At 45.6% G+C, this 16,341-nt stretch carries 11 protein-coding genes and 4 tRNA genes; all 15 read left to right on the forward strand.

The genetic code is table 11. The features are described from left to right. Positions 1-38: 38 nt before the first annotated feature. The 15 genes from DCW36_RS18355 (at position 39) to DCW36_RS18425 (ending at position 16,237) form a co-directional block, all read left to right on the forward strand. Positions 39-2,594 (forward strand): M1 family aminopeptidase, encoded by a 2,556-nt coding sequence (locus tag DCW36_RS18355; protein ID WP_114778230.1) that lies wholly within the window; start codon positions 39-41, stop codon positions 2,592-2,594. A gap of 156 nt (positions 2,595-2,750) precedes the next feature. Further along, positions 2,751-2,833 (forward strand) — tRNA-Tyr (locus tag DCW36_RS18360). Positions 2,834-2,870: 37 nt separating this feature from the next. Further along, positions 2,871-2,943 (forward strand) — tRNA-Gly (locus DCW36_RS18365). A 110-nt stretch (positions 2,944-3,053) separates the two neighbouring features. After that, positions 3,054-3,125: transfer RNA gene (locus DCW36_RS18370), tRNA-Thr, on the forward strand. Positions 3,126-3,195: 70 nt separating this feature from the next. After that, positions 3,196-4,383, forward strand: coding sequence for an elongation factor Tu (tuf, locus tag DCW36_RS18375; protein ID WP_114778231.1), 1,188 nt, complete (start codon positions 3,196-3,198; stop codon positions 4,381-4,383). A 107-nt stretch (positions 4,384-4,490) separates the two neighbouring features. Continuing rightward, a tRNA-Trp gene (locus DCW36_RS18380) sits at positions 4,491-4,563 on the forward strand. Positions 4,564-4,592: 29 nt separating this feature from the next. Next, complete coding sequence (gene secE / locus DCW36_RS18385; RefSeq protein WP_114778232.1) at positions 4,593-4,784, forward strand: preprotein translocase subunit SecE; 192 nt, start codon at positions 4,593-4,595, stop codon at positions 4,782-4,784. 9 nt (positions 4,785-4,793) lie between these two features. Next, entirely contained in the window at positions 4,794-5,351 is a 558-nt protein-coding gene (nusG, locus tag DCW36_RS18390) for a transcription termination/antitermination protein NusG (protein WP_114778233.1), read from the forward strand. Positions 5,352-5,363: 12 nt separating this feature from the next. Further along, entirely contained in the window at positions 5,364-5,807 is a 444-nt protein-coding gene (gene rplK / locus DCW36_RS18395) for a 50S ribosomal protein L11 (protein ID WP_114778234.1), read from the forward strand. Positions 5,808-5,823: 16 nt separating this feature from the next. Then, positions 5,824-6,516, forward strand: a complete 693-nt coding sequence (gene rplA / locus DCW36_RS18400; protein ID WP_114778235.1) for a 50S ribosomal protein L1 — start codon at positions 5,824-5,826, stop codon at positions 6,514-6,516. Between the two features lie 4 nt (positions 6,517-6,520). Continuing rightward, positions 6,521-7,045: a 50S ribosomal protein L10 gene (gene rplJ, locus DCW36_RS18405; RefSeq protein WP_114778236.1), complete on the forward strand. Its 525-nt coding sequence runs from the start codon at positions 6,521-6,523 to the stop codon at positions 7,043-7,045. 44 nt (positions 7,046-7,089) lie between these two features. Next, entirely contained in the window at positions 7,090-7,470 is a 381-nt protein-coding gene (gene rplL, locus DCW36_RS18410; RefSeq protein WP_114778237.1) for a 50S ribosomal protein L7/L12, read from the forward strand. A gap of 152 nt (positions 7,471-7,622) precedes the next feature. After that, positions 7,623-11,501 (forward strand): DNA-directed RNA polymerase subunit beta, encoded by a 3,879-nt coding sequence (gene rpoB / locus DCW36_RS18415; RefSeq protein ID WP_114778238.1) that lies wholly within the window; start codon positions 7,623-7,625, stop codon positions 11,499-11,501. Positions 11,502-11,602: 101 nt separating this feature from the next. Beyond that, positions 11,603-15,919 (forward strand): DNA-directed RNA polymerase subunit beta', encoded by a 4,317-nt coding sequence (rpoC, locus tag DCW36_RS18420; protein WP_114778239.1) that lies wholly within the window; start codon positions 11,603-11,605, stop codon positions 15,917-15,919. Between the two features lie 6 nt (positions 15,920-15,925). Next, the gene (locus DCW36_RS18425) at positions 15,926-16,237 is read left to right on the forward strand and encodes a DUF3467 domain-containing protein (RefSeq protein ID WP_114778240.1); all 312 of its coding nucleotides are present in this window, start codon (positions 15,926-15,928) and stop codon (positions 16,235-16,237) included. The last annotated feature ends 104 nt before the right edge of the window (positions 16,238-16,341 follow it).

Genomic DNA, 16,341 nt, shown 5'->3' on the forward strand with positions numbered 1-16,341 from the left:
TTTTTAGAAATTAACCTCAAAATTAAAATCATTCCCTTATGAATCATCGGTTTTTGCAGGTGGTTGGCCTTGCGGCAGCTATCGCTTTTACAACGGGTTGCCGGACAAATAAAACGGTTACAACCACGAACGAGCCTGAACTGCAAGTGGAGGAAAAGGCCCCGGCCTTGCCGGCAGAAACGAAAGTGCCTGTGTGGGCGCCTGAAAAGCATAGTTTCAAACCATCCCGCACCAAAGAACACGACCTGCTGCATACCAAACTGCGGGTAAGCTTCGACTGGCAGAAGCAACACCTCAAAGGCCTTGCCGAACTTACGCTCAAGCCCTATTTTTACCCGCAGAACAGCCTGGTGCTCGATGCCAAGGGATTTGATATTCACAGCGTAAACCTGATGAAGGGCTTTGACGGAACACCGCTGAAGTATACCTACGACGGAATGAAGCTTACCGTTGAGCTGGGCAAGACCTATACCCGCGACGAAAAATATATTTTAGAGATTGGCTACACGGCCAAACCAAACGAACTGGCCGCCGGCGGCAGCGCAGCCATTACAGAAGACAAAGGCCTGTATTTTATAGATCCGCTGAACACAGACCCCGACCTGCCGCAGCAGATCTGGACGCAGGGCGAAACGGAGGCAAGCTCGGCCTGGTTCCCGACCATCGACTCACCCAACGAGCGGATGACGCAGGAAATTTACATTACCGTAGATCCGAAGTTTACCACCCTCTCTAACGGCACCTTTGTATACTCCCGCAAAAACGCCGACGGTACCAAAACAGATTACTGGAAGCTGGAGTTGCCTCACGCGCCTTACCTGGCCATGATGGCGATTGGGGAGTATGCTGTGGTAAAAGACAAGTGGCGCGACCTGGAGGTGAATTATTACGTGGAGCCGGAATTTAAAAATACCGCCAGAAAGATTTTTGGGCATACACCCGAAATGATGGAGTTCTTCTCTAAAAAGCTGGGGGTTGCCTATCCGTGGCCGTCCAAATATTCGCAGGTAGTGGTACGAAACTTTGTGTCGGGCGCCATGGAAAATACCACGGCCTCTACTTTTATGGAAGACCTGCAACTGAATGAACGCGAGCTGCTGGACAAAGACTGGGACAACATCATCGCCCATGAGCTTTTTCACCAGTGGTTCGGCGATTACGTAACCACCGAGTCGTGGGCGAACCTGCCGCTGAATGAGTCGTTTGCAAATTATTCGGAATACCTGTGGGCCGAGCACAAGTTTGGCCCTGACCAGGCCGCTTACCAGCAGCTGGAGGAACTGGGGCAGTACCTGGACGAAGCCCAGACCAAGCGGGTGCCGCTGATCCGGTACCATTATGACGACCGCGAGGATATGTTCGACAGCCATTCCTATGCAAAAGGAGGACGTGTACTGCACATGCTCCGCAAGTACGTAGGCGACGACGCTTTTTTTAAATCGCTGAACCGCTACCTCACGCAGAACAAGTTTTCGGATGTGGAAATTGCCGAACTACGGATGGCTTTTGAAGAAGTAACCGGCCAGGACCTGATGTGGTTTTTCGACCAGTGGTTTATGAATGCAGGTCACCCGGAGCTGAAAGTGACGCACAATTACGCAAACGGGCAGCTGAACCTGCAGGTAGTACAACAGCAGGACACGCTGTATGCGCCCGTATACCGCCTGCCGCTGAAGGTAGCCATGTGGGTAAACGGCGAGCGGAAAGAGTATCCTATTGAAATAACAAAAGCAAAGCAAACCTTTAGCTTCCCGGCTGGCTCGCAGCCACAGCTGGTTGTGTTCGATAGCGAGCACCAGTTGCTGGGTACTATAGACCATGAGAAGCAAACCGATGAACTGGTGTTTCAGTTTAGAAATGCCAACCAGTTTGGCGCCAAATATGAAGCACTGGGAAAACTGGGTAACAACATCGCAAACCCGGAAGTGCAGAAAGTGCTGCAGACAGCGCTGAAAGATGATTTCTGGTTTATCCGGAGTATGGCAATCAATGCCCTCGGCGACCTGAAGCCGGAAGAAAGAGCTGCTTATACGGATGAACTGCTGCGGATAGCGCAGAAAGATAAAAAAGGATCGGTACGTTCCGATGCCCTGCTTACATTGGCTGCCTGGGGAGGGGAGCAGTACAAGGCCTTGTTCGAGCAGGCCATGCGCGATAGTTCGTATGTGGTAAATGCAGCCGGTATACTGGCTTATGCAGGCACAGGAGCCGCAGACGCTAAAACCAGGCTGGAGACTTTTGAAAAAGAGAAAAACGAAGACATTACGCTGGCCCTGGCCAATTATTACGCCGTTAGGGGCGGAGCCGGAAAGCAGGACTGGTTTATGCAGAAACTAAAACAGGCAAAAGGCGGGAACCTGTATTACCTCCTGCAAAGTTACGGCGCCTTTCTGGCCAGTCACCCGGAAGCAAACACACCAGCGGCAGTAGACATGCTGCGTGATCTGGCAAAAAGCCATAAGGCTTACTATGTAAGGATGGCTGCTTACCAGGCGCTGCTGGTGATGGCAGATAAGCCGGAGGTGAAAAAAACGCTGGAAGAAATAAAACAAAATGAGAAAGACGAGCGTCTTCTGAGGCTATATAACCAGTAAAGGAGGGGCTCAGAAAAAATATTAAATTTTTTTTCAAGAATATTTGCCTCTAAAATAAATGTGCTTAATTTTGCATCTCCTTAGAACGAACAGCGGGTTTGAAGCTGCAAAGTTGAAGGAGGTGATCTGAATAAGATTAGTCGAAATAAAGCATTTGGGGAGATTCCAGAGTGGCCAAATGGGACGGACTGTAACTCCGTTAGCGCGAGCTTTCGAAGGTTCGAATCCTTCTCTCCCCACATTTTAAAGTCAGGTAATTGGCTGCATTTTATTGAAGCGGGAGTAGCTCAGTTGGTAGAGCGATAGCCTTCCAAGCTATAGGTCGCGAGTTCGAACCTCGTCTCCCGCTCAGCTCAGAAATTACAGGCTGGATTTACTGGTTTATGTAAAAAGAGGAAATTCATGAAAATGGACTTCCTTTTTACTGTAGGTCCGGTTCTTGTTTTTGACGGGGAATAAGCCGACGTAGCTCAGGGGTAGAGTACTTCCTTGGTAAGGAAGGGGTCGTGGGTTCAATTCCCATCGTTGGCTCAAAGTCCGTTACGTGTATCTTTAAAACACTGCAACACTTAAACGTTTTAACCTTAATTAAATATCATAGATGGCTAAAGAAACATTTGACCGTTCCAAACCGCACGTAAACATCGGTACAATCGGTCACGTTGACCACGGCAAAACTACTTTGACTGCTGCCATTACTACTGTACTGGCTAAAAAAGGTCTTGCTCAGCTACGCGACTTCTCTTCAATCGATAACGCTCCTGAGGAAAAAGAAAGAGGTATTACAATTAATACTTCTCACGTAGAATACGCAACTGCTAACCGTCACTATGCACACGTTGACTGTCCTGGTCACGCTGACTATGTGAAGAACATGGTTACTGGTGCTGCCCAGATGGACGGCGCTATCCTTGTGGTTGCTGCTACAGATGGTCCGATGCCGCAAACGCGTGAGCACATCCTTCTTGCCCGTCAGGTAGGTGTTCCTCAGCTTGTTGTGTTCATGAACAAAGTGGACATGGTGGATGACCCTGAGCTTCTTGAGCTTGTTGAAATGGAAATCAGAGAACTTCTTTCATTCTATGAGTTTGATGGTGACAATATCCCGGTTATTCAAGGTTCAGCTCTTGGTGGTCTGAACGGCGATGAGAAGTGGGTGAAGACAATTGAAGAATTGATGGATGCAGTTGATAGCTGGATTCCAATTCCAACTCGTCTGACTGACCTTCCATTCCTGATGCCGGTTGAAGACGTGTTCTCTATCACTGGTCGTGGTACAGTTGCTACTGGCCGTATCGAGCGTGGCGTAATCAACTCTGGTGATCCTGTTGAGATCCTGGGTATGGGTGCTGAGAACCTGAAGTCTACTGTTACTGGTGTGGAGATGTTCCGTAAGATCCTTGACAGAGGTGAGGCTGGTGACAACGTAGGTCTACTTCTTCGTGGTATTGAGAAAACTGATATCCGTCGTGGTATGGTTATCTGTAAGCCAGGTTCTGTTAAGCCTCACCAGGAGTTCAAAGCAGAGGTTTACGTTCTTTCTAAAGAAGAAGGTGGTCGTCATACGCCATTCTTTAACAAGTACCGTCCTCAGTTCTACTTCAGAACGACAGACGTTACTGGTGAGATCCACCTGCCAGAAGGTGTAGAAATGGTTATGCCTGGTGACAACATCACTATCACTGTGAAGTTGATCAACAAGGTTGCTATGGAGAAAGGTCTGCGTTTCGCTATCCGTGAGGGTGGTAGAACTGTAGGTGCCGGTCAGGTAACTGAAGTATTAGACTAATACATAAAAATTACAAGCCCGTTTTAAAATTTATTTAAAACGGGCTTGTTTTTACCTGAATTATAAGTAACTTTGCACTCCATTTCCAAAGTGGCGTGCATTTTTTTACGGGTGTAGCTCAATTGGTAGAGTAGTGGTCTCCAAAACCATTGGCTGGGAGTTCGAGTCTCTCCACCCGTGCAATTTTTTTTAACAGGTTAAGTGAAGCGATGAGCAATATTAAAAGCTATATAGACGAGACAGTTGAGGAGATGAGAGATAAAGTCTCATGGCCTACCTATTCTGAATTGCAGAATAGTTCCGTACTGGTGTTGATAGGTTCTTTGGTATTTGCATTAGTCGTTGGTGCTATGGATTTTGTTTTTGATTCTGCGCTTACGTGGTTTTACAACCAGTTTTAAGGGGAAGCTATGGCTGATTTAAAATGGTATGTAGTACGCGCGGTAAGTGGCCAGGAGAAAAAAGCAAAAGCTTACCTGGAGAATGAAATCATAAGGCAACACCTGGAAGATTATGTGCCTCAGGTTCTGATTCCTTCGGAGAAGGTGTATGAAATGAGAGGCGGTAAGAAGCGTATCAGGGAAAGAAATTTTTTTCCGGGATACGTACTGGTAAATGCAGATCTTTCGCACGGCGAAGCTGAACACGTAATCATCAGTACCCCTGGTGTAATAGGCTTCCTGGGTGCCAGTGAAGGAAATGTAAGTAAAAAGCCGGTTCCCCTTCGTCAGTCGGAAATCAACAGAATTCTTGGTACAGTAGACGAAGCAGAAGAGCAGGCGGAAGTGCTCGATACTCCTTTTATAGTTGGAGAAACAGTAAAAGTAATGGATGGTCCGTTCAGTGGATTCTCCGGTACGGTAGAAGAGGTGTTCGAAGAGCGTAAGAAACTGAATGTGATGGTGAAGATCTTCGGTCGTAATACGCCGGTGGAGCTTAACTACATGCAGGTTGAAAAAGAATCGTAGTAAAAATAAATAATGGCAAAGGAAATAAAAGGTTACCTGAAACTTCAGGTAAAGGGAGGTGCCGCGAACCCATCGCCACCGATTGGACCTGCACTTGGTTCTAAGGGTCTTAACATCATGGAGTTCTGTAAGCAGTTTAATGCCAGAACCCAGGATAAGCCCGGACAAGTGTTACCAGTATTGATTACAATTTATGCAGACAAGTCCTTCGACTTCGTTATCAAGACGCCACCTGCACCAATATTGTTAATGAATGCTGCTAAAATTAAGGGTGGTTCAAAAGAGCCAAACCGTAACAAAGTAGGTTCAGTTACATGGGATCAGGTAAAAGAGATTGCAGAAACTAAAATGCCCGATTTAAATGCGTTTAAACTGGAATCAGCCATGAGAATGGTGGCAGGTACAGCACGCAGCATGGGTATTACAGTTACTGGTAATGCTCCTTGGAACGAATAAAAAGAGTTGAAGGATAATGGCTAAGATTTCAAAAAATAGGAAAGCTGCTTTAGAAAAAGCTGACCTTAACAAAGAATATTCTTTAACAGACGCCGCTTCGGTAGTAAAAGATATCACCTTTACTAAGTTTGATGCTTCTGTTGATATTGATGTGCGCTTAGGCGTTGACCCTCGTAAAGCTGACCAGATGGTTAGGGGTATTGTTACCCTTCCACATGGAACTGGTAAAGAAGTTAAAGTTCTTGCATTGGTAACTCCTGACAAAGAGCAGGAAGCAAAAGATGCCGGCGCTGATTTCGTAGGTCTTGACGACTATATTCAGAAAATAGAAAAAGGCTGGACGGATGTGGATGTGATCATCACAATGCCAGCTGTAATGGCTAAAGTTGGTCGTCTGGGAAGAATATTAGGTCCACGTAACCTGATGCCAAACCCGAAGTCTGGTACAGTTACGCAAGACGTTGCAAAAGCAGTTAAAGAAGTAAAAGCTGGTAAAATTGATTTTAAAGTGGATAAATTTGGTATTATCCACACCAGTGTTGGGAAAGTTTCCTTCTCACCAGAGCAGCTTGCTGCTAATGCTGCTGAAGTAATTTCAACGCTAAACAGATTGAAGCCATCTTCAGCTAAGGGTACTTATATTAGAAGTATAACATTGTCCAGTACAATGAGCCCTGCCGTAATCGTTGACAAAAACGCAATTAGCTAAGAAAATGACCAGGGAAGAAAAAGAAATAATTGTAAAGGACCTGAGCGAAAAGTTTGCTAATACAAACTATTTCTATATCACAGATGCTTCTACCATGTCAGTGGCGAGCATCAACCAGTTCAGGAGAATGGCTTTTGAAAGAGGTCTGGAGTATAAAGTATACAAGAATTCGCTAATCAAAAAAGCATTGGATACTTTAGAAGCTGATACTACTGAACTGGAAGGTGTACTGAAAGGTTTCTCCGGAGTAGTATTCTCTACGGAAGCAGGCAATGCCCCAGCTAAACTCATCAAAGACTTCCGCAAAAAAGGAAATCAGCTTCCACTTCTGAAAGGTGCCTATATCGATGCAGGCATTTATGTAGGAGAGGATCAACTGGATGCACTGACGAAAGTGAAGTCTAAATTCGAACTCATCGGTGATGTTATCGGATTGCTGCAGTCTCCTGCGAAGAACGTTGTTTCTGCGCTACAGAGCAGTGGTGGCAAACTGGCTGGTATCCTGAAAACTTTGTCTGAAAAAGAATAAATTTAAAAAACGTAATCAATAAGTAACTTTTAATTTCAATAAAAATGGCAGATTTAAAAGCATTCGCTGAGCAGTTAGTAAACTTAACTGTGAAAGAAGTTAATGAACTAGCTACAATCCTTAAGGACGAATACGGTATCGAACCAGCTGCTGCTGCTCCAGTAATGGTTGCTGGTGGTGGTGCTGCTGAAGGCGGAGCTGCTGTAGAAGAAAAAACTTCTTTTGATGTTATCCTTAAGTCAGCAGGTGCATCTAAACTAGCGGTAGTAAAACTAGTTAAAGAACTTACTGGTCTTGGTCTGAAAGAAGCTAAAGAATTGGTAGACGGTGCTCCTAAGCCTTTAAAAGAAGGTGTTGCAAAAGATGAAGCAGAGTCACTGAAGAAGTCTTTGGAAGAAGCTGGTGCTGAAGTGGAGGTTAAATAATCACACTTTTTCAACATACTGAGAACAGGTAGACCTGGCGATGAGTCAGGTCTTTTCCTGTTTGTATACGGATTCAAATTTTGAATCCTTTTTTTGCAAGTAGCTGTTCAGAAGTGAATAAGCTAGAAACAAAATGTTAACGTTAAAATTCAATGTCTTTGGCTAAGAATAAAACGACAAATCGAATCAATTTTGCTTCTATTAAGCCTGTCATAGATTATCCTGACTTTTTAGATGTTCAGCTTCAGTCATTTCAGGATTTCTTTCAGCTGGAGACTCCTGCTGAAAATAGAGCGCAGGAGGGTTTGTTTAAGGTATTTGCCGAAAACTTCCCAATCTCTGATTCACGCGAGAACTTCGTGCTGGAGTTCATCGATTATCATATAGATCCACCTAAATATTCAGTAGATGAAAGTATTGACAGAGGCTTAACGTATTCTGTTCCGCTGAAGGCAAAGCTTCGTCTGATTTGTAACGATGAGGACAACGAGGACTTTGAAACGATAGAGCAGGAAGTTTTCCTTGGCAATATACCTTACATGACTGAACGAGGCTCCTTTGTTATAAATGGAGCTGAACGTGTTATTGTATCTCAATTACACAGATCGCCAGGCGTATTCTTTGCGCAAAGTAAGCACACGAACGGAACAAAACTTTATTCTGCCAGAATTATTCCTTTTAAAGGTTCCTGGGTTGAGTTTGCGACAGACGTAAATAACGTGATGTATGCCTACATCGATCGGAAGAAAAAGTTCCCGGTTACCACGCTCCTTCGTGCTATCGGATATGGCACAGATAAGGATATCCTGGATCTGTTTGGCCTGTCAGAAGAAATCCCGGCAACAAAAGAGAATCTGAAAAACTCTGTTGGACGAAGACTTGCTGCACGTGTGCTGAGAACATGGACAGAAGACTTTGTAGATGAAGATACGGGCGAAGTAGTTTCTATTGACAGGAATGAAGTGCTTTTGGAGCGTGATTCTGAAATCACAGCCGAAGATATAAGTGTAATTACAGAGTCGGGTGTGCAGTCGATTATCCTGCACCGCGAAAATGTAAACATTGCAGATTACGCCATTATCTATAATACCTTACAGAAAGATAATTCAAACTCTGAAAAAGAAGCGGTAGAGCAAATTTACCGTCAGCTAAGAAACACAGAGGCTCCTGACGAAGAGACAGCGCGTGATATTATCCAGAAGTTGTTCTTCTCAGACAAGCGCTATGACTTAGGAGAGGTTGGCCGTTACAGGATCAACAAAAAACTGGGTCTGGATACTAATTGGGATGCGAAGGTACTTACAAATGAAGACATCGTTCTGATTGTAAAATACCTGATCGGCCTCATCAACTCTAAAGCTGTAGTGGATGATATTGACCACCTGAGCAACCGTCGTGTAAGAACGGTGGGTGAGCAGTTGTATGCCCAGTTTGGTGTTGGTCTGGCACGTATGGCCCGTACCATCAAAGAGCGTATGAACGTACGCGACAACGAGGACTTTAAGCCTGTTGACCTGATCAACGCGCGTACGCTGTCTTCGGTAATTAACTCATTCTTCGGAACCAACCAGCTGTCTCAGTTCATGGACCAGACAAACCCGCTGGCAGAAGTAACACACAAACGCCGTGTGTCTGCCCTGGGGCCAGGTGGTTTGTCGAGGGAACGTGCCGGTTTCGAGGTACGTGACGTGCATTATACCCACTATGGCCGTCTGTGTACGATTGAAACACCGGAAGGGCCAAACATTGGTCTGATTTCTTCGCTGTGTGTGCACGCCCGCGTAAACCACATGGGCTTTATCGAAACTCCTTACAGAAGGGTGGAGGAAGGTAAAGTAAACGTTACCGGAGAAGTAAAGTACCTGACAGCTGAAGAGGAAGATACCCATCACATTGCGCAGGCAAACGCTGTTATTGACGATAATGGGAATTTTGTAAACGACCGTGTAAAAGGAAGGTTTGAAGGCGACTTCCCTGTTGAAGAGCCTACTACTTATACTTATATGGACGTTGCGCCTAACCAGATTGTATCGGTAGCCGCATCGCTTATTCCATTCCTGGAGCATGACGATGCCAACCGTGCCCTGATGGGTTCAAACATGCAACGCCAGGCGGTACCTTTATTAAAGGCAGAAGCTCCGATAGTAGGTACAGGTCTGGAGAGAAGAGCGGCAATAGATTCCAGAGCATTGGTTATTGCTGAGGGCGATGGTGTAATTGATTTTGTCGACTCAACTAAGATTGTAGTAAAATATGATCTGACCGAGGAAGAAAAGTTAGTTGCCTTTGATGCTGAATATGTTACTTATAAACTGATCAAGTTTAGAAGAACAAACCAGGATACCTGCATTAACCTGACGCCAATTGTTTACAAAGACCAACGTGTTGTTAAAGGACAGCCGCTGTGCGAGGGTTATGCGACCAACAATGGCGAACTGGCACTTGGAAGAAACCTGCAGGTTGCCTTCATGCCATGGCAGGGGTATAACTTTGAGGATGCCATTGTAATATCGGAGAAGGTTGTACGCGACGATGTGTTTACTTCTATTCACATTGAAGAGTTTGAACTGGAAGTACGTGAAACGAAGCGTGGAGAAGAAGAACTTACTTCTGAAATTCCGAACGTAAGTGAGGAAGCTGTAAGAAACCTGGACGAAGACGGTATCATCCGTATTGGCGCTGAGGTTACTGAAGGCGATATCATGATTGGTAAGATCACACCGAAAGGTGAGACTGATCCAACGCCGGAAGAGAAACTGCTACGTGCCATATTCGGCGATAAAGCAGGTGATGTAAAGGATGCATCTCTTAAAGCGCCGCCTTCTTTGAATGGTGTGGTAATTGAAACCAAACTTTTCTCCCGTCCTAAAAAAGACAAAAACCTGCGGGCCAAGTCTAAGAAAGAGGTAGAAGAGCTGAAGGTGAAATATTCCAAAGATCTGATTGCCGTTAAAAATGTAATGGTGGACAAACTGGTGACGTTGCTGGAAGGTAAAACATCACAGGGCATCAAGCATAAGTTTGGGGATGAGATCCTGACAAAAGGCTCTAAGTTTAGCAGAAAGAATATCATAGAAGCACTGTTCCCTGAAAAGAACCCTTATAAAGACGAAAGTAATTATGCGGTTCCGGAAGAAGTGAACATGTTCAAAGATCTGATTCTGGAGAACTGGACAACAGACGAGAAAACAAATTCCATGCTGGTGGAGCTTGTTAAGAATTATAATAAGCGCAGAAACATCATATCAGCCCACTTTAAACGTGAGCGGTTTACGCTGGAAGTTGGAGACGAATTACCTGCAGGTATTGTGCAGTTGGCTAAAGTTTATGTAGCCAAGAAGCGTAAGCTGAAAGTAGGTGATAAAATGGCCGGTCGACACGGTAACAAAGGGGTGGTTGCCCGTATTGTTCGCGAAGAAGACATGCCGTTCCTGGAGACAGGCGAACCGATGGACATCGTGCTGAACCCACTTGGTGTACCATCCAGGATGAACATTGGGCAGATCTATGAAACAGTACTTGGATGGGCCGGTAAGAAATTGGGCAGAACTTATGCTACGCCAATTTTCGACGGAGCAACTGAAGAGCAGGTTTCTGCCGAACTGGCTGAAGCAGGATTACCAAGATTCGGACGATCTTATTTATTTGATGGATTGTCCGGAGAACGTTTTGATCAACCGGTAACAGTAGGTGTGATCTACATGCTGAAACTGGGCCACTTGGTAGACGATAAGATGCACGCCCGTTCGATTGGTCCGTACTCGCTCATCACGCAGCAACCACTGGGTGGTAAGGCGCAGTTCGGTGGTCAGCGTTTTGGTGAAATGGAAGTGTGGGCGCTTGAGGCATTCGGTGCATCAAACGTTCTGCAGGAAATCCTTACAGTAAAATCTGACGATGTGATTGGCCGTGCGAAAGCATACGAAGCCATCGTAAAAGGTGATGTATTGCCTAAACCGAATATACCTGAATCATTCAACGTACTGATTCATGAGCTAAGAGGCTTGGCATTGGAAATCACATTAGAATAAAAGAGAAGTGTAAGCGCAGCCGTGAATGGTTGCGCTTTCGCTACTTCCATAAAATGTTAGGCTGTAAGGCATATTCATTGTATTGACATTATTATAATAATATGGCATTTGCAAAAAATAAAAAACTAACTCAGGACTTCTCGAAAGTAACGATAAGCTTGGCTTCTCCAGAGTCTATTCTGGAACGTTCCAACGGAGAGGTAACAAAACCTGAGACCATAAATTATAGAACCTATAAGCCTGAAATGGGTGGTTTATTCTGCGAAAGAATATTCGGACCTGTAAAGGACTGGGAATGCCACTGCGGGAAATATAAAAGAATCAGATACAAAGGCATTATCTGCGACCGTTGCGGCGTAGAGGTGACCGAGAAAAAAGTGCGTCGAGAGCGCATGGGCCACATTGAACTGGTAGTTCCGGTGGCACATATCTGGTACTTTAAATCGCTTCCCAATAAAATAGGATATCTGTTAGGCTTGCCAACCAAGAAGCTCGACCAGATTATCTACTATGAAAGATATGTAGTTATCCAACCGGGTATGCTGGCAGAAGATGGCGTGAACACGCTGGACTTCCTGACAGAGGACGAGTACCTGGATATGATTGACAAGCTTCCGCGCGAAAACCAGATGCTGGACAATAATGATCCAAACAAGTTTATCGCGAAGATGGGTGCCGAAGCATTACAGATGCTGTTAGAGCGCACGAATCTGGATGACCTGTCGTATGAACTGCGCCATGCTGCGGCACATGAAACCTCCCAGCAGCGTAAGGCGGAAGCGTTAAAGCGTCTGCGTGTGGTGGAAGCATTCCGTGATGCTACTACCAGGATAGAAAACAAGCCGGAGTGGATGATCATCCGCATGGTGCCTGTAATTCCGCCAGAGCTTCGTCCACTTGTTCCGTTGGATGGTGGCCGTTTCGCTACGTCTGACTTGAACGACCTTTACCGACGCGTGATTATCCGTAACAACCGTCTGAAGCGCCTGATCGAGATCAAAGCCCCAGAGGTTATCCTTCGAAATGAGAAGCGGATGCTGCAGGAAGCGGTTGACTCGCTGTTCGACAACTCACGTAAAGTGAACGCTGTTCGTGCAGAGGGTAACCGTGCGCTGAAGTCACTATCTGACATGCTGAAAGGTAAGCAAGGACGTTTCCGTCAGAACTTACTTGGTAAGCGTGTTGACTACTCCGGTCGTTCGGTAATTGTGGTTGGTCCTGAACTGAAGCTGCATGAGTGCGGTCTGCCAAAGAACATGGCTGCCGAGCTTTTCAAGCCGTTCATCATCCGCAAACTGATCGAAAGAGGTATTGTAAAGACAGTAAAGTCTGCCAAGAAAATAGTAGACCGTAAGGACCCTGTGGTGTGGGATATCCTGGAGAATGTGCTGAAAGGCCACCCGGTACTCCTGAACCGTGCTCCTACGCTCCACAGACTTGGTATACAGGCGTTCCAGCCGAAACTGATCGAAGGAAAAGCGATTCAGTTGCACCCACTGGTGTGTACGGCCTTCAACGCCGACTTTGACGGTGACCAGATGGCGGTGCACGTTCCACTGGGACCTGCTGCCGTACTGGAAGCCTCTATGCTGATGCTGGCTTCGCACAACATCCTGAACCCTGCCAACGGTGCGCCTATTGCAGTACCTTCGCAGGACATGGTACTAGGTCTGTACTATGTATCGAAAGGAAAGCGCAGCACCGAAAATGAGAAGATCAAAGGAGAAGGCATGAGCTTTTATTCTCCTGAAGAAGTAATCATTGCTATCAACGAAGGCCGGTTGTCGAAGCACGCTTACATTAAGGTAAGAACAAACGTGAAGAATGATAACGGCCAGTTAGAGCTGAAACTGATAGAAACAGTTGCCGGACGTGTTATCTTCAACCAGTTTGTTCCGGAAGAAGTAGGCTACATCGATGAACTGCTAACGAAGAAAAAACTGCAGCAGATCATTTCCAGAGTGTTCAAAGAAACAGGTATGGCTCGTACGGCTCACTTCCTGGATGATATTAAGACACTCGGCTTCCAGTCAGCTTATAAAGGTGGTCTGTCAATGGGGCTGGGTGATATCAACATACCGGCAGAAAAAGACATACTGGTAGCACAGGCCAAGAAAGATGTAGAAGCTGTTTGGCAGAACTACTCTATGGGTCTGATTACGGATAACGAACGATATAACCAGGTGATCGACATCTGGACCCGTATCAACAACCAGATAACGGAAACGCTGATGCGCCGCCTGGAGAACGATGATCAAGGCTTTAACTCAATTTTCATGATGATGCACTCCGGTGCACGTGGTTCGAGAGAGCAGATCCGTCAGCTGGGTGGTATGAGAGGCCTGATGGCGAAACCTCAGAAATCGCTTCAGGGTTCGGTTGGTGAAATTATTGAAAACCCGATCCTTTCCAACTTTAAGGAAGGGCTGGATGTAATCGAGTACTTTATCTCCACACACGGTGCGCGTAAAGGTCTGGCCGATACTGCCCTTAAAACGGCGGATGCGGGTTACCTGACCCGTCGTCTGGTGGATGTGTCGCAGGACGTAATTGTAAACGAAGAAGACTGCGGTACCCTGCGTGGACTGGATGTAAGTGCTCTGAAAGACAACGAAGATATCGTAGAGTCTCTGTCTGAAAGAATTCTGGGACGGGTAACAGTACACGATGTGTATGACCCGATCACCAATGATCTGATCGTAGAGTCAGGTTCTGAAATTACGGAAGAAATTGCACGAGCTATCGAAAACACGGCAATAGAATCAGTAGAAATCAGATCGGTACTGACCTGCGAATCGAAGCGGGGAATTTGTGCTAAATGCTACGGCCGTAACCTGGCTACCGGATTTATGGTGCAGAAAGGTGAAGCGGTTGGTGTAATTGCAGCACAATCCATCGGTGAGCCTGGTACACAGCTGACACTTCGTACCTTCCACGTGGGTGGTACTGCTTCGAACATCGCCGTTGAAGCAACTATCTTCGCCAAGTTTGGTGGTAGAATAGAATACGAAGACGTTAGAACGATCGATACCATCAACAACGAAGGTGAGCCAGTGAAAGTGGTGATGGGACGCTCCGGTGAAGTGAAAATTGTTGATCCGGCATCCGGAAAACTGCTGATCAGCAACCACGTGCCATATGGTTCTTTCCTTGTAGTAAACGATGGAGATACCGTAGAAAAAGGAGCTCAGATCTGTAGTTGGGATCCATATAACGCGGTTATCCTGTCAGAATTTGATGGTGAGATTTCTTATGAGTCCATCATCGAAGGTGTTACGTACCGTGAAGAATCTGATGAGCAGACAGGTTACCGTGAAAAAGTAATTGTTGATACAAAAGATAAAACGCAGAACCCGGCTATTATTGTAAATCCGAAAAACGGAGAGTCAAAAGCGTACAATATACCGGTGGGTGCTCACTTAACAGTAGAGGACGGAGAGAAGATAAAAGCAGGTCAGATCCTGGTTAAAATTCCACGTGCTATTGGTAAAACACGCGATATTACGGGTGGTCTGCCAAGGGTAACAGAATTGTTCGAGGCACGAAATCCTTCAAACCCAGCGGTAGTAAGTGAAATTGATGGTGTAGTTACCTACGGAAGTGTGAAACGTGGTAACCGTGAGATTTACATCGAGTCGAAAGACGGTGTGAAGAAAAAATACATGGTGCCATTGTCAAAACACATTCTGGTGCAGGATAATGACTTCATCCGTGCCGGTATGCCGCTTTCTGACGGAGCGATCACACCAATCGATATCCTGAACATTCAGGGGCCGGGCGCCGTGCAGGAATACCTGGTAAATGAAATTCAGGAAGTATACCGTCTGCAGGGTGTGAAGATCAACGACAAGCACATCGAGGTAGTAGTACGCCAGATGATGCAGAAAGTAGTTGTGATCGATCCGGGAGATACAAGCTTCCTGGAGCACCAGGTAGTGGATAAGGTGAACTTCATGGAAGAAAATGACCGCATCATTGATATGAAAGTGGTAGAAGACGCCGGAGACTCTGCAAGCTTTAAACCAGGACAGATTGTAACAGCCAGAAAGCTTCGTGACGAAAACTCGAGCCTGAAGCGTAGAGATATGAAACTGGTAACAGTACGTGATGCCTCACCTGCTGTATCAAGACCGACACTGCAAGGTATTACACAAGCATCGTTAGGTACACAAAGCTTTATTTCTGCAGCATCGTTCCAGGAAACAACAAAAGTACTGAGCGAGGCCGCCATTAAAGGTAAGGCGGATGAGTTACTGGGTCTGAAAGAGAACGTGATTGTAGGACATCTGATTCCAGCCGGTACAGGTCTGAGAGAATACCAGAACCTGATCGTGGGAAGTGCAGAAGAATACGAATCATTGGTAGAGTCGAAAAAAGCTTTCGCTCGTTCAAAACAGCAGGAGTATCAGAATAAATAATAAGAAATGGCAGAAGAACAGCAAAATCAAATAAACATCGAACTGACGGAAGAGATAGCAGAAGGACAGTATGCTAATCTGGCCATGATCGCCCATTCGAGCAGTGAATTTGTAATTGATTTTATAAGGCTGATGCCAGGTCTGCCAAAAGCAAAAGTAAAAGCTAGAGTTGTTATCACGCCAGAGCACGCTAAAAGATTATTGGCTGCTCTGGCCGATAACATCCAAAAGTATGAACAAAGCTTTGGAGAGATAAAATCGGCACAGGAAGTCCCTTCATTCCCCATGAATTTCGGAGGAACGATAGGCGAAGCTTAACGTGCTAAGAATTAATGAATTATTAATTTTGAAAAAGCAAAGAAAATTCTCTACCTTTGCAGACCGAAATTTTGAGTAAAAAAATCGAATAATTAATAGATTGT

The sequence above is a fragment of the Botryobacter ruber genome (genome assembly GCF_003347595.2).
GTDB classification, from domain to species: domain Bacteria; phylum Bacteroidota; class Bacteroidia; order Cytophagales; family Hymenobacteraceae; genus Pontibacter; species Pontibacter ruber_A.